Source organism: Pseudobacillus sp. FSL P4-0506 (assembly GCF_038003025.1).
GTDB lineage: Bacteria > Bacillota > Bacilli > Bacillales > Domibacillaceae > Pseudobacillus.
The window spans coordinates 1,080,384-1,094,531 of sequence record NZ_JBBOOI010000001.1 but is presented as its reverse complement, the minus strand read 5'-3'; the positions used below and the strand labels follow the sequence as shown (position 1 = coordinate 1,094,531).

The 14,148-nt window shown below is 39.8% G+C and carries 14 protein-coding genes; 7 read left to right on the top strand and 7 right to left on the bottom strand.

Annotated features, from left to right (window positions below):
* The first annotated feature begins 83 nt into the window (after window positions 1–83).
* Window positions 84–1,202, top strand: a complete 1,119-nt coding sequence (locus tag MKZ02_RS05240) for a CAP domain-containing protein (RefSeq protein ID WP_340852269.1) — start codon at window positions 84–86, stop codon at window positions 1,200–1,202.
* 152 nt (window positions 1,203–1,354) lie between these two features.
* Here MKZ02_RS05240 and MKZ02_RS05235 read toward each other — a convergent pair whose 3' ends face one another.
* On the bottom strand, window positions 1,355–1,567 hold the full coding sequence (locus MKZ02_RS05235) for a hypothetical protein (RefSeq protein WP_120034850.1): 213 nt from the start codon (window positions 1,565–1,567) through the stop codon (window positions 1,355–1,357).
* Window positions 1,568–1,688: 121 nt separating this feature from the next.
* Between MKZ02_RS05235 and MKZ02_RS05230 the strand changes: the two genes are divergently transcribed.
* Window positions 1,689–2,636 (top strand): hypothetical protein, encoded by a 948-nt coding sequence (locus tag MKZ02_RS05230; RefSeq protein WP_340852267.1) that lies wholly within the window; start codon window positions 1,689–1,691, stop codon window positions 2,634–2,636.
* A 314-nt stretch (window positions 2,637–2,950) separates the two neighbouring features.
* Here MKZ02_RS05230 and MKZ02_RS05225 read toward each other — a convergent pair whose 3' ends face one another.
* The 3 genes from MKZ02_RS05225 to MKZ02_RS05215 all read right to left on the bottom strand — a co-directional run bounded on the left by MKZ02_RS05225 (window position 2,951) and on the right by MKZ02_RS05215 (window position 5,774).
* Window positions 2,951–3,571, bottom strand: coding sequence for a DUF3298 and DUF4163 domain-containing protein (locus tag MKZ02_RS05225; RefSeq protein WP_340852265.1), 621 nt, complete (start codon window positions 3,569–3,571; stop codon window positions 2,951–2,953).
* 469 nt (window positions 3,572–4,040) lie between these two features.
* The gene (locus tag MKZ02_RS05220) at window positions 4,041–4,241 is read right to left on the bottom strand and encodes a YjfB family protein (protein WP_120034861.1); all 201 of its coding nucleotides are present in this window, start codon (window positions 4,239–4,241) and stop codon (window positions 4,041–4,043) included.
* Between the two features lie 348 nt (window positions 4,242–4,589).
* Window positions 4,590–5,774, bottom strand: coding sequence for an S-layer homology domain-containing protein (locus MKZ02_RS05215; protein ID WP_340852263.1), 1,185 nt, complete (start codon window positions 5,772–5,774; stop codon window positions 4,590–4,592).
* Between the two features lie 469 nt (window positions 5,775–6,243).
* Between MKZ02_RS05215 and MKZ02_RS05210 the strand changes: the two genes are divergently transcribed.
* From MKZ02_RS05210 to MKZ02_RS05200, 3 genes are all read left to right on the top strand, one after another.
* Window positions 6,244–7,416, top strand: a complete 1,173-nt coding sequence (locus tag MKZ02_RS05210) for an LL-diaminopimelate aminotransferase (RefSeq protein ID WP_340852261.1) — start codon at window positions 6,244–6,246, stop codon at window positions 7,414–7,416.
* Window positions 7,416–9,098, top strand: coding sequence for a thiamine pyrophosphate-dependent enzyme (locus MKZ02_RS05205; RefSeq protein ID WP_445324265.1), 1,683 nt, complete (start codon window positions 7,416–7,418; stop codon window positions 9,096–9,098). Before MKZ02_RS05210 ends, MKZ02_RS05205 begins: the two co-directional genes overlap by 1 nt.
* A 325-nt stretch (window positions 9,099–9,423) precedes the next feature.
* A complete protein-coding gene (locus tag MKZ02_RS05200) occupies window positions 9,424–10,698 on the top strand; it encodes a dicarboxylate/amino acid:cation symporter (RefSeq protein WP_340852258.1) in 1,275 nt (424 codons plus the stop codon).
* A gap of 53 nt (window positions 10,699–10,751) precedes the next feature.
* Here MKZ02_RS05200 and MKZ02_RS05195 read toward each other — a convergent pair whose 3' ends face one another.
* Window positions 10,752–11,513 carry an IclR family transcriptional regulator gene (locus MKZ02_RS05195; RefSeq protein ID WP_340852257.1) on the bottom strand — a complete coding sequence of 254 codons (762 nt, stop codon included), beginning with the start codon at window positions 11,511–11,513 and terminating at the stop codon, window positions 10,752–10,754.
* A gap of 549 nt (window positions 11,514–12,062) precedes the next feature.
* Here MKZ02_RS05195 and MKZ02_RS05190 point away from each other — a divergent pair.
* Window positions 12,063–12,242 carry a hypothetical protein gene (locus MKZ02_RS05190; RefSeq protein WP_340852256.1) on the top strand — a complete coding sequence of 60 codons (180 nt, stop codon included), beginning with the start codon at window positions 12,063–12,065 and terminating at the stop codon, window positions 12,240–12,242.
* 34 nt (window positions 12,243–12,276) lie between these two features.
* On the opposite strand, the gene fliS (MKZ02_RS05185) is transcribed toward MKZ02_RS05190, so the two are convergent.
* Window positions 12,277–12,675 (bottom strand): flagellar export chaperone FliS, encoded by a 399-nt coding sequence (gene fliS / locus MKZ02_RS05185; RefSeq protein ID WP_340852255.1) that lies wholly within the window; start codon window positions 12,673–12,675, stop codon window positions 12,277–12,279.
* Between the two features lie 124 nt (window positions 12,676–12,799).
* On the opposite strand from fliS (MKZ02_RS05185), the gene MKZ02_RS05180 reads away from it, so the two are divergent.
* Window positions 12,800–13,609 carry a flagellin N-terminal helical domain-containing protein gene (locus MKZ02_RS05180; RefSeq protein ID WP_120034877.1) on the top strand — a complete coding sequence of 270 codons (810 nt, stop codon included), beginning with the start codon at window positions 12,800–12,802 and terminating at the stop codon, window positions 13,607–13,609.
* Between the two features lie 118 nt (window positions 13,610–13,727).
* Here the strand turns inward: MKZ02_RS05180 and fliS (MKZ02_RS05175) are convergent, their stop codons facing one another.
* Window positions 13,728–14,129, bottom strand: coding sequence for a flagellar export chaperone FliS (fliS, locus tag MKZ02_RS05175; RefSeq protein WP_340852252.1), 402 nt, complete (start codon window positions 14,127–14,129; stop codon window positions 13,728–13,730).
* Between the last annotated feature and the right edge of the window lie 19 nt (window positions 14,130–14,148).

The window sequence follows — 14,148 nt, the reverse complement described above, 5'->3', positions numbered from 1 at the left end:
AAAAACAACAGGCAAAATTTATAATATAAAGGAGTAATCATTCACTGCTGGATTAGAATTAATTAAGAAAGGAAGCTACTGCATTGAGGAGCTTTTTTTATACATTAATAGTTTTAGCTATTTTATTCCTCTCCTGGCCTGCAATCGAAAAGCTGATTACAAAGAATAATGATTCACCGGTCGTTTATAAACTTCAGTCGAGTCTTGAGCAGATTAAAGAAAACCCTTATATTTCAGAAGCACTCGACAATCTGTATGCGAGCCTGTCTCAATTGATCGGCTCGGATGAAACCGCTACTGACCCGCAAAGAGAGAACGTTGAAAAGCCCGCTTTAACAAAGCCGGCTGAACAAGCTTTTTCCATCCATAACATTGAACTTCAGGAAAGCAAGCAAAAGGCTGAGCAAATTCTTGGCACTCCGCAGCGTTCTTCCTATAATGAATATGGCGTCGAGTGGCACACTTATCATACCGATTACCAAAATTTTTTGATGGTTGCCTATGATAAAAACAATCAAGTAGCAGGGCTTTATACAAATCAAGATTTGATCGCTTCAGCCAGCGGAATTAAGCTTGGAAGTGATAGAAACACCGTTCTGCAGAAATTAGGAAAGCCTTTAAGCCAGCTTCGCAAAGGTTTGGTTTACATGAAGCTCCAAACCGATCAAGAGTATGACATGTTCATGATTGATCATAGTTATGTCACTATTTTTTATGATAAGCATGAAAACAATACAGTGACTGCTATTCAAATTATCAGTAACGACCTGGAGCAGGAAAAGCCGGCTTTCTATGCAGAAGCGAGCGAACAATTAAAAGAAGGATTGGAATACCAATTATTCGATCTAACGAATGCCGCCCGTGTCAATCACCATCTCCCGATTTTAACATGGAACAATCCGGTAAAAGAAACCGCAAGAAAGCATAGCGCAGACATGGCTAAGCAAAATTATTTTTCTCACACAAACCTTCGTGGCCAGTCTCCCTTTGATCGGATGAAAGCCGACCATATCTTTTTCACAACAGCGGGCGAAAATTTGGCTTACGGGCAATTTAGCAGTGTTTTTGCCCATGAGGGGTTAATGAATTCTCTCGGCCACCGTGAAAACATCCTGCGTCCTGAATACCGGTTTTTAGGTGTTGGCGTGGCTTTTAACAAGGAATCACAGCCTTACTATACAGAAAACTTCTTTGCGAAATAGAAAACGGGCTGAATGTCTTCAGCCCGTTTTCCTTTCCTTATGCTCTGTGAATTCCGTAAAGATGAACCAGCATGAAACTCAAAGCAAATGACCAATGAAATAACCTCATAAAGATAAGCACCCTATCTGGCAAGAGAACTTCTTTTAACCTCTTATCTTTTTCTATTTTTAAGCTCCTCTGCTTTTGCCTCAATACTTTTTTTATCTTTAAGCGTGTTTTTTAACTCTATTCCCCCAACAAATAACATGATGATTCCCAACGGCAAAAATATAATTAAAAACATTTCTAATGATATTTTGTCCATAGCCAATAAGATAATCGCCAGCAAGGAGACAACGGTTATTCCACTTACATATTTGTTCATAAGCTCCTCCTACTTATGGATTAATTTTCAATAAATTCATTTTTTTGTAAAAAACTATTTTACTTTTAATATTAGTTGTTATACCATTATTTTATAATTTTTTCAATAAAGGGGAAATTTTATGAATTTACGAAAAAAATTAACCTATCTATCTACCAGTTTTATTTTAGCTAGCTCGACTATTTTTTTAGGAACTGAAGCAAGCGCTAATGCTGATATCAACTCTTCACTTGGTGAGAAAACCGAAGCGATTACTGGCACGGAGGATTTGATTACTCCTACCACTGCTGGTTCTGTTGAAAATAACTTTAACGTTATTGACCTCCCTGGCCAATCTGACAATAAAATTACTTTAGTAAACAAAGAGACAGCAAAAGAAGATTTAAAGATCAGTGTGCCTAATGATATGAAAGTGGGCACTCCTGAAATTACAGACTCCGGCAGCTATGAATATAAAAATAATGGCGATGTCGATTTAATCGTTCAACCGACAGAGAATGGCGTACGAAGTTTAATGAATATCAAGAATGCCAATGCTCCCAAAGAATATAAGTTTGACTTAGACTTACCTGCTGGTCACAAAGTGATGCTCTCCTCTGAATATTTCGGTGAAGAGCCAGGCAGTGAATTAGATACTGGGGAAGTCTTCATTGTAGACGAGAATAATATCATTCAAAGTGTCTTTGGTGCAGCATGGGCAAAAGATGCCAATGGAATGAGTGTTCCTACCCATTATAAAGTGGTCGACAATACGCTGATCCAAGTTGTCAACTTTACCGAAAACACGGCTTTCCCTGTTATTGCCGATCCGGACTGGGTGGCAATTGGTGCTTGCAGTGCAGCGTTAACTTGGTTTGTCGGTTCAAATCTGTTTGTAGCTGCAAAAATCATTAAAGTTCGGAAATATATTAAAGCATTGGGCGGCTTCAAAGAGACCGCAAAGTTGATTGCTGGTGCTACTTCATGGGAAGAAAAACTTCGGGTTGGCGGATCAGCTTTACGCAGCTTAGCTGCCGAGATCACAGGTGTGACAGGATTGTATGCATGTAATAAATTTATAAAAAAGTAAATCAACGTGATAACTCCTTATGCTTTCGTACTCTTAAAGAAAAACTGTCTCAAAGAACAACCATATCTGCATCTGCCTCGTATTAACGGGCATGTCTAGCCAAAGAGATATCGAACAAACGAATAGTAAACCAGACTTGGTTATTGAAAATTTGGCTGGATTGTTTACCGTGACGGAACGATACTCTCTATTCAATAAAAATAGCTGTCTATTTTATATAGACAGCTATTTTTTAGGAGAGGCTCATGTAAATATTTCGCCAGAAGAAAATCATACAGCTGCAAAACAAGCTAAAGACAATATTTATTTTCCAGCTAATTATTCACAGCCATCCGTGCGAGCGGGCCATTTTCATCAATAATATCCTGTAAGCTATACACAGAAATCGGGAACATCGGGAAGCCGAAAACATATGGAGTGATTTCATAAAGCTGAAAATAAATGACAAGCGCTTTATCGGCAATGTAAAAGTCTTGATTCGGCTGAATAGCTGTAAAGTCATTCAGCAGTTGGATATCCCGCTGCTGGATTTGTATGCGGATTAAGTCAGACAGCCTTTTCACATAATCACTTCCGGGCTTAAACAAATCTTTAAGTTGATAAAGCTTTCCTTTTTGCCAATCAAATGTCAACGATTTAATAAATGTCATTCCATGAGCTGCATGAAAGTGATACGTATAATTAGAAAGCGATACACTCAGCACTTCTCGTTGGTTGTTTTTGATTTCATAGGAGCCCTCCATCTCTTCAACCGTTGTCGGCATATTTCCAACTTGCAGGTTGATAAGCTGCTGGGTTTGATAAGCAATGGTACGATTCATTGCTTTTTGAATCTCTTTATTTCGCATGCCGGTAACTTGGGGATAAAAGACTGTTTTCTGTGGTCCGCTACTTAGCTTAACGGTTTGGACAGCAACTGGTAATGCAGTAGGCAAGGTTCCTCATCCTTCTCTCGTTTTAATGCATAGTATTCTTGAAAAGGAGAAAGAGTGTGCAGACAAAGACGTTCCGGTTAACTCAATCATTCACCCGATCAGTTTCAGCTAGTCCCCATCATATATTCCTCCTATTTATCGAATGAATCTTCTTCTTACACCGGCAATTTTGGGTATATTGTGTATTTTTACTAAAGCCCTTAAAATCACTAAATTTTTTAAACGATCATGTATGGTTAAAAGAAACAAGGAATTCTATGAATTTCGCGGAAGTGATTCCAGGCATCATGAGCGTTCGTTTTCACTTATTTTGAAAATATGTAAGAATCCGTCCGAAGAAAGGCTTTTCTTTCTCAGGGTTGTCTCTTGGAAATAATAGACTGAATATCCACAATTGACAATGTACAGATGTGTTGATCACCGCCCAAAAAATAGACCAACTTTTTTGCTTATGAGGATTCAGCTCTTCTTATCCTTTTATGTCGATGTTGCCTCCTAAATGCGGCTGGGCAGCATGTTGAATAGCTGCCACATCAGCTGTCTCCATTAATTTTTGAAGGGCTTCTCCCTGCTGTTTCGCCCCTCCCATTGCCATCTTCATCACCGCTATAGAAGCCTGCCGCTGAACTTTCCCTTGTCCTAATGCCATTGACATCAACGCTATATCCATAAAAACACCTCTCTTTTTCTAATAAATAGGCTCTATGTTATTTTTCAATCGTTGATTGCAGCGGAAGGCGGCGAGTCCCGGTGCCCCGTCTGCAGCGAAAACGAATAATCAACTGAACAGAGCTAATACATAATTTTTTATTCCACTAAGCTGTTTCATTTCTAATAAAGAAAACTTATGAACACGATCGTATTCAACTATTCTCTCTATACTTTTGGTATAATGGCTCTTTGGCTATTTCTGCTGCTTTTTATTATTTTACCTTTAAAAGATCGAGAAGTGTATCATCTCAAATAAAATAACCCGCCGTTATAAAAGGCGGGCTAAACAGAAGCACTTTACAACCAATCAGCGGATCAAAGAATACGGCAGGGTAAATTCTCTAATGCCATTTGAATACGGGCCATATTCATAAGGGTTAAAGTAGACGACAAATCCTGCAGTGGTCATGTAAAATTGCTTTTTATGCTCAGCCAAACTGTCAAGCCCCTCCCAATAAATGCGTCCCTGATTGTGTAACGCATAGGCTTGGGCATTGATCCGGTCAATCACCGCGCGTTCATAATTTGATTTTTCCGCAAGATGATCCAGCGATATAAAACGGCTATTCTTCACATCATAATTGTAAGAAAAGAGCTGTTCATACCCGTGTGCGCCGCCTGTATATTCATAGCTTTCGAATACAACACTCGTATAATTGGCATCGGCGCGAGCCACCTTATAAGACACCACATATTCATAGTATTTTCCCAACGAATGATCTTCTCGGGCAAGATCCATGATTTCTTTGCGGATATTTACGAGATTTCTTCCTATTTTTGCGTATTCGTTATTTAAAAAGCCAAAATCATGAGCACCTGCCGTATCTTTAAATTGCGGATAAAATATCCCTTGCGCTGCCTTTTTAGGGTAAGAGACCACGCTAATTCTAAATTTCTCGTTCAACGCCCGGGCAATGAACACCGCGAACTGTGCACGTGTAACGACCCCTGATGGATTGTATTTCGTAGCCGTATAACCGGAAGTAATCCCATTCGCTACGAGTGGCGTGACATACGGAGTCCCCCAATACGCCCTTGTCATATCCTCCCATTCCACCGGCAACGATCCTTTTAGAGAAAAAGCATCCGTCGTGATTTTCGCCATTTCTACACGCTTCAATTTTCCATTCGGGTTAAAATTCACGGTTTTCGAAAACCAGCCAGCATGTACGGCCGCGGCAATCTCTTTATAGAACGGATGAGAAGCAGGCACATCCTTAAAACCCGGATTTGGCACATTTACTAATGGAAGCTTCTTTGCACGAACTAAAATAGCGGCCGCCTGTGCTCGCGTAACTGGTGCATCCTTATTAAATTTGCCATTGGAGCCTCCTTTTAATATGCCTAAGTCACTTAAGTAACCTACTTCCTTCGCACTCCAGTGGGTAGCCGGCACATCTGAATAACTAGCAGCCTTCGTGCTTAAAGTTGGGATGCAACCTAGAAGCAAAACGGCCATAAAGGCAGCCTGTACTCTTTTTCTAAAAGTCATCTTTCCCCCGCCTCTCTCTTAAATTTTGTAATAATTACACTCTAACAAAAAAAGATTCCAGCCGCTGTTTCACACTATAACGCTCTCTGCTTTTTTGTCTTCTGCTCATGCCTGCACCTTTTTAAATAAATAGTTTCATGGATCTTATTATAAATGAGCCATATCGAGCAGTCTGTCCTATCTTGTCGAAAGGAAATGACTTCATTTCTTTATGTTCATTCAAGTTATTGAACCAGCACGAAATTTAAGAATTTGAAGATAAAATGATTCTTAGACAGTTAGATAGTATGCGAGCTTCCTTTTTACAACCTTTTACTAATTAACTGAGCAAGAAATTGTTCTAACTCTACTTACAAAAAATTAATTGAATATTTTAAAATCAAGCTTTATAATTTCATTATACAAAACTTTATTTCTAATAATGAAACGTTTCTTTATTTGTTAAATATTCTCTAAGGAAGGGTGTTCTATGTCTTTCACATCTAATAAAATTCAACAGTTACCTCCTTACTTTTTTTCTTCGATTGATAAAAAGAAAAAGGAATTATCAGATCAAGGCATTGATGTTATTGATTTAGGAATCGGAGCGCCTGATCTTCCGACTCCTTCTTTCGTTATCGAGACGCTAAAAGAAGAATTAAGCAATCCCCAAAACGGAAAGTACTCTCCGTATGCCGGAATTCCAGAATACCGGGAAGCGGTTGCCTCATTCTATTCAAAGACGTATGGAGTCAGCCTCGATCCTGATACAGAGGTGTTAGCACTTATTGGCTCTAAGGAAGGGATTGCTAACATCATCCCGGCAGTAGTAAATCCGGGAGAATCTGTCTTAGTGCCTGATCCCGGTTATCCTGTATATCGAACGTCCGCTTATTTAGCTGGTGTTCATGCGATCAACTTGCCTCTTGAGCGTGAAAATCAATACGCGCCGGATTTTACAAAATTGAGCCAAAAAGATATTGAACAGTCTAAGCTGCTATTTCTAAATTATCCCGGAAACCCTACTTCCGCTACGATTGATGTAAGCACGTTTGAGCACGCTGTTTCCTTCTGCCGAGACAATCAAATTGCCGTTGTTCATGACTCTGCCTATTCTTTAGTCACTTATGAAGGCTATAAAGCTCCCAGTATATTAGAAGTGTCCGGTGCTAAAGATATTGCTATTGAAATGGGCTCTCTGTCAAAAAGCTATAATATGACAGGCTGGAGAATTGGCTATGCGGTCGGCAATAAAGAGATGATTAAGGCCCTTGCCAATTTAAAGAGCAATATTGATACGAGCCAGTTCATGGCCATTCAAAAAGCAGCTTCTGCCGCTTTAACGAGTGACCATGCAAGCGTAAGAGAAAATAATGAAATCTATTATAAAAGAATGAAAAAAATGGTTGACGCGCTTGGAACCATTGGCATTGACGTTGAACTTCCGAAAGGCTCCTTTTTTATATGGGCTCCTGTCCCTAACGGATATTCTTCAGCTGCCTTTGCAGAAAAGGTATTAATAGAAACCGGTGTTATCATCACACCCGGTAATTTATTCGGCCCGTCTGGAGAAGGTTTTTTCAGATTATCCATGTCTGTCTCCAATGACCGATTGGATGAAGCGATTAAAAGAATAGCCAATTTGAAAGCGAGGGTAAAATAATGTTAAACACTCAATCTGTTAAAATGGAAAAGTTATCTGGTGGTCAAGGCGTGGTCGCCTCTTTAAAGCAGGAAGGCGTGTCCAAAGTATTTTGTGTTCCTGGAGAAAGTTACTTGCCAGTCATGGACGCCATCTATGACGAACCTTCTATTGAACTCATTTCCTGCCGTCATGAGGGAGGGGCTTCCTTTATGGCGGAAGGGTATGCAAAAGCTACTGGGGAACCTGGCGTAGTGATGGCAACAAGGGCCGTGGGAGGGGCAAATTTAGCGATCGGTATTCATACTGCTTATCAAGACTCTACTCCTATGGTCGTTTTTTTAGGTCAAGTCCATACAGCTTTTCGAGGGCGTGAAGGCTTTCAGGAAGTAGAACTGGATCAATTTTTTAGCCATATAGCAAAGTGGACCGTTGAAATTCGAGAGGCCGCAAGAGTTCCTGAATTAGTCAGCCGTGCCTTTAAAGCGGCAAGATCCGGCCGTCCTGGTCCGGTAGTTGTCTCTCTGCCCGAGGATATGCTTAGAGATATTGCCGATATGACCTTTACTCCATCACTCGAACGGCCAAAGCCTGCTCCTTCAAGATCAGAACTAGAAAAAATAAGCTTTTTACTCAAGGAGGCAAAGAAGCCTATCATTATCGCCGGAGGCGGAGTGGTGCGTTCAAACGCCGAGCAAGAATTGATCACTTTTGCTGAGGCCACGGGTATCCCGGTTATGGCTTCTTTCCGGCGCCATGACGTGTTCCCGAACGATCATCGCCTCTATGCGGGACACTTAGGGCTAGGAACACCAGCTCCGATATTAGAAACAGCTAAACAAGCGGACGTTATTTTAGCATTAGGATCAAGACTTTCTGAAATTACCTCTCAAGATTATTCATTATTTAATAAGGACCAAAAGTTAATTCATATTGATATAAGTGAAGATACGATTGGTAAGGTGTTTGCTCCAGCCATAGGCGTTTTATCGGATGCGAAAGAAGCGCTATCTGCATTGACAGCATTAAATATAACACCGCAGCCCGAATCATTAGAGTGGGCAGAGGAACGGCATGAGATCTTTGAAAAATATTCTTCATTGAAGATAGAAGAGCAAACTGAAGCGGCAATTTCTTACCAGCAAACGATTAAGCTTTTACAGAGCGAACTTCCTTCGGAAACCATTTTTACGAACGATGCCGGAAACTTTGCTACTTGGCTCCATAACTACTTTATTTTTACTAAGCCAAACACCTATATCGGCCCTACCTCAGGCGCTATGGGCTATGGAATTCCTGCAGCCATAGGGGCCAAGTTGGCTAATCCCTCTTCTCCTGTCGTATCTTTGTCAGGTGATGGCGGTGCCATGATGACGATTCAAGAATTGGAAACCGCTGTACGGTATGAAATCCCTGTTATTTGCATTGTCTATAACAATCAAATGTACGGAACCATTCGGATGCATCAAGAAATCCATTACCCTGAAAAAGTAGTCGGAACAGACCTTGGCAATGTTAATTTTGTTCTTCTTGCCCATTCAATGGGAGCCTCAGGAGAATTGATTGAAACAGCAGATCAGCTCAAGGAAGCGCTACAAAAAGCTGTAAAAAACAAAGTCCCTACTCTTTTGGAATTAAGAATGGACCCTGAACAAATATCTGTTTCAAAAACCATTACAGAATTAAGAGACCGTAACAAATAAGTGCATTTTTAAAAAATCATTCCCTTAAGGAATGATTTTTTGCTTTTTAAAAACCACTTGCTGTCCAGAAAAATAATAAATGTTGAGAATTGTCAAAAAACATTTGCTAAAATTTAGTCGCTGTGGTAAATTTATTACAACAAATAAAGAAACACCATTTCATATAATGAAATAAAAGATTTGTAGGGCAAGCTTAAAATATTTTCATGCAGCTAACGCCCTTTGTGTAAGCGCATACATAAAAGTCATGCGCTTTCCCCTCTCTTCTATGAAACTGACATAATACCTGCAGGCACCCAATAAGGTAATTTAGGAGGAATATACGGTGATTCAATTCTGGAATTGGTATAAAAAGAAATCATTTATTTTAAAAATCACGACCGGCTTTATTCTTGGTATTATCGTAGGATTAGCATTCGGTCCGTCAGCCAGTGTGCTGGCTCCATTCGGAACACTCTTTCTTAATCTTCTTAAGATGGTCGTTGTTCCGCTCATTTTGTTAACTTTAATTGTATCCGTTAACCATTCTAATCCGAAAGAATTAGGAAGAATTGGCGGAAAAATCTTTCCTTACTATTTGATTACGACTGCCGTTTCCTTATTGTTAGGTATTTGGATTGCTAAGCTGATTAAGCCAGGTATGGGGCTCAGCATGCCGGGAAATGAAAATTTCGAAGTCCCTGAAGCTCCATCGGCGGTTGAAGTTTTTCTTAATATCGTTCCGTCTAATGTTTTTCAGTCCCTCGCTAACGGCGATATCTTGAGTGTCGTATTTCTTGCATTGATTGTTGGTTTTGCTATTTCATTCATGCGCCACGCCAAAGACCAAAAAATGAAAGATCAAGGAGAATTATTATTAAAATTTTCTGAGGCCGGCAGTGAAGTAACCTTTCGAATTCTGAACGGCATACTTCAATACGCTCCTATTGGGGTGCTCGGCATTACAGCGAATGCAATAGGGAATCAAGGTTTCGATACGTTGCAATCTCTTGGAAAATACGTTCTTGCTTCTTATGTCGGTGTCGGCGTACAAATGTTTATTGTCTTCCCATTGATCCTCTTGCTCTTTAGAGTACCGGTTCTGCGATTTTTCAAGAATGTTCGTGAAGCCTTGTTAACCGCTTTCGTAACATGCAGCAGTCTAGGCACTCTTCCAGTTACTCTTAAAGCAGCCAAAAAAGCCGGCATTAGTGACCGTGTAGCAGACTTTACTTTACCTGTTGGTGCTACCGTGAACATGAACGGATCGGCCATTCACTTCGGTGTGGGCGTGATATTCGCTGCTGAAATTGTTGGCTACGATTTAAGCCTGGGCACCATTATCGGCATTATTTTAACAGGAACATTGGCGGCAGTTGGAACAGCTGGTGTGCCTGGAGCTGGATTAATCGGGATGTCGATTGTATTCACACAGGCCGGTCTCCCTATTGAAATTGTTGGCCTGACAGCCGGAGTCAATGTTATCACGGATATGGTTTTTACTACCTGTAATGTAACCGGAGATATCGTTGGAGCTGCCGTGGTTGATAAGAGTGAGCAAAAGCATAGTGACTATAACGAACCAGTAGCCGACATAACCGTCAAAACGATAAGCAAGTAAGGAAACACATAATGGCCAGCGGCTAATTAGCCGCTGGCCATTTATTGTTTTTATTATCCAATATAGCCAAGCGCTTTTGAGATATTCAGAGCCGTTTCTTTTGTCTTTTCCTGAATTTCTTTTTGGAGCTCCTTGTCAATTCTGCTAACGGGACCGCTTACGCTCAAAGCAGCAATCACTTCCTTCGAATAGTTACGAATAGGATAAGAAATGCCAATCGTTTCCCGCTCCTGTTCCCCCAAACTAATCGAGTATCCCTGATCTTTGATTTGTTCTAGGTGCTTGTACAAGGCTTCCTCCGATTGAATCAGACTATCCGCATTGTCCTCTAACTTTATGCGGGAAATGAGGCTGCTTTGTTGTTCCGGTGGCAGAAAAGCTAGTAATAGCTTTGGTCCCGATCCTATGTAAATACTTGAACGCTTTCCTACATGAGTATGTAATCGAACCTTTTGATTACTTTCGATTTTTTCGATATAAACCGCCTCATCACCGTCCAATATAACTAAATGAACATCTTCGTTTAGTTCCTTACACAGCTCTTGCATCCACGGTTTGGCAATCGTTCGGATCTCCAATTGTTCCGCTACGATATTACCTAACTCCAACAGCTTCAGCCCTAAGCGATAACGTACATCTTGGCCTGTGTTTTTCGATTTTACTAACATGCCGCATGTTTCTAAAGAAGCAAGAAAGCGAAAAGCAGTCGGCTTGGGCATGGCGGCTTTCTCAGCTATTTCACTCAGCGTCAATTCAGTTTGACCATCTAAAAAAAGATCCAGCAGCTTCAAAGCCTTCACTACGCTCTGATTCATTATGTCCCTCCTTCAGTTTACTCCGTTGAACCTCAGCAATGTTTTTATCCCTATTATACCATGCAGGATAGTATTTATATGGTTAATACTTACCCGAGGAAAAAATCTAGCACGATTCGCTCTTGGCTTATTTACCTGCATCGTTGTTTGATACGATATGTACAGAGACACCGTGAACAAAAGGAAAAACTACAGCCATTCAAGCCCATAGCTTCCAAGAGAGGTTAGCTAAATGTGTCACACTCCTTCACTAGCTGAAGATCACGGAGAAGGAAAGACAATTAGACGATCAAAAGATTTTCTGTATTATTATGGAGATTGTTGCCGAGGGATAGCTAGCGCGACAATTGAAAAAGAATGGCCCCCAAGAAAATTAACTATCCATTCCACTGATCAGGCTTTGATTGAACTGAAACACAAGAACCTGATGATGAGCAGTAGTTTGTAATGGCAAAAAGCTTTTCTTTAGAAAATATATGATCTACAAAGCAGGAAAAAAGTCTTATAAGGAGAATATATACATTGTTGTAAATATTAGGAGGGATCATTATGAGTGTTATTGGCGGCGTTGGAGAAGGGCCAGTGTCACAGTTTGTGGTCATTAGCAAACAAATTGCGGAGAAAGTAGTAAACGAGAAAATTCAGGATGTTGTGTCAGATCCAGCAAAGAGAGTACGTGAGCTGCAGCAGCCTTCTCCATTTTCCCAGTTTATAGATATTAAAATCTAGCAAGACACCTTTGAGATTCCTCAAAGGTGTCTTGCTAGATCAAATTGTTATTATACTCTCTTATTCTCCTACTCTTCACTGCTTCTTTCCAGGCTTGCTCCAATTCAATTAAGTACTCTTTAATCTCCTCTAAAATTTTTTCCTCATTTTTTAAATTAGCCTCAATTAATTTACGATTTATATAATCATATAGGTTGATAAAGTGGTTTGCCCTTTTATGTTCTTTATTAATAATGACAACGAGTTCTAAAATAATCTGCTGCGCCTTAATTAGGCTATTGCTTTTTTCAATAAAGTCATTAGCCAAAAGAGCTGTTTTTCCCCCTTCAACCGCCTTTATACATTCCTCAATTAATAGAACTACTAATTCATCCGGCAATAAAGTTATAAATTTGATGTTGTTATATAGAGCTCCAGCTTTCACATGATCCATTGAAACACCTCTGACATTTACTGTATTAGGTTATACCGGCTGTTTGGTTCAAATAATAAGCTTTACATAAGCAGAGATTAGACGATATAAAAAATGAACCAACTTTTTAGAAAGGAGTGGAAACGTGAAGATTTATAATAGTCCAGTGATTGCTTCTACTGCAAATCGGTTGAAGCAAAACGAAACACAGATGCAAAAAACAATGGAGAAGCTCTCCTCAGGGTTAGCTATTAAACGAGCAAGCGATAATGCAGGTGGATTAGCCGTTTCTGAAACTATGCGTGCACAAGTCAGGGGCACTTCTCAGGCGCAACGCAATATGCAGGACGGATTATCAGTACTCCAAGCAGCCGATGGCGGGCTTAATCACGTAAATAGCTTGTTACAGAGGGTTCGGGAGCTTAGCGTTTCAAGCGCTAATGATACATTGACGACTAGTGACCGCGAAGCCAATCAGCTTGAACTAGAACAGCTAATGGAAAGTATTAATGATACAGCAGAAAAGCTGCAGTTTAATACACAGAAAATCCTTAGTAAAGATACATCCTTATCCTTACAAATTGGCGCCCATGCCGGTCAATCTCTTTCCATTAATTTAGTTGATACAAGTACAACAGCACTGGGATTAGATGGTGTGTCTTTAGAGAGCCAATTGCAAGCAGAACAATTACTTGTGAAAGTAGATCAAGCAATAGAAAAAGTAAATACACATTTAACTAAGATTGGATCAGAATACGAGGCGCTTGAACACCATATAACGAACTCCTTCTTGCTTGAATCCAATTTAACCAAATCTTTATCAATGATCCAAGATGCGGATATCGCAAAAGAGACACTGCAATTTGTCAGTCTGAATATTCGACAAAATAGCGATAAGTTATTAATTTCTAGTGTAGATACCAATACAAAAGACATCATTAAGTTATTTCATTGATCAAAGGCTGGTCTCCATATGGAGGCCAGCCTTTGATCATGCTAAATGTACAATGACTGAAACATACAATAAAATAAAACTTTTTTTGGATATTTCATTCAGTGGTGTGCAACCTTTATTAGACTCTTTCAGTTTGGCCGTACTTTTGCTGGCGATTAATTTGGATGACTTGCTTCCAAGTATCTCGAAATTCTGTTGCTAATTCTTCCACCTCTAGTAAAATGGCTCCATCATTTTTGATATTTGCTTCAATTAAACGGCGTTTCATATAATCGTACAATGACATCATATTATTAGCTATTTCATAATCCATGTTTAACGTAACCATGAGCTCTTGAACAATGCTTTGCGCTTTTTGAATATTAATATTTTTTTCATGATAGTTCTTATCTTCCAAAGCCTGCTTAGCTTGATGAATAAACTTAATGCAGCCATTATATAGCATTAACGTCAATTCACCAGGAGAAGCAGTAGTTACCGAGTTATTCTGATAAGACTTGTAAGGATTATTGATGGCCATTAAAGAGACACTCCTTTAA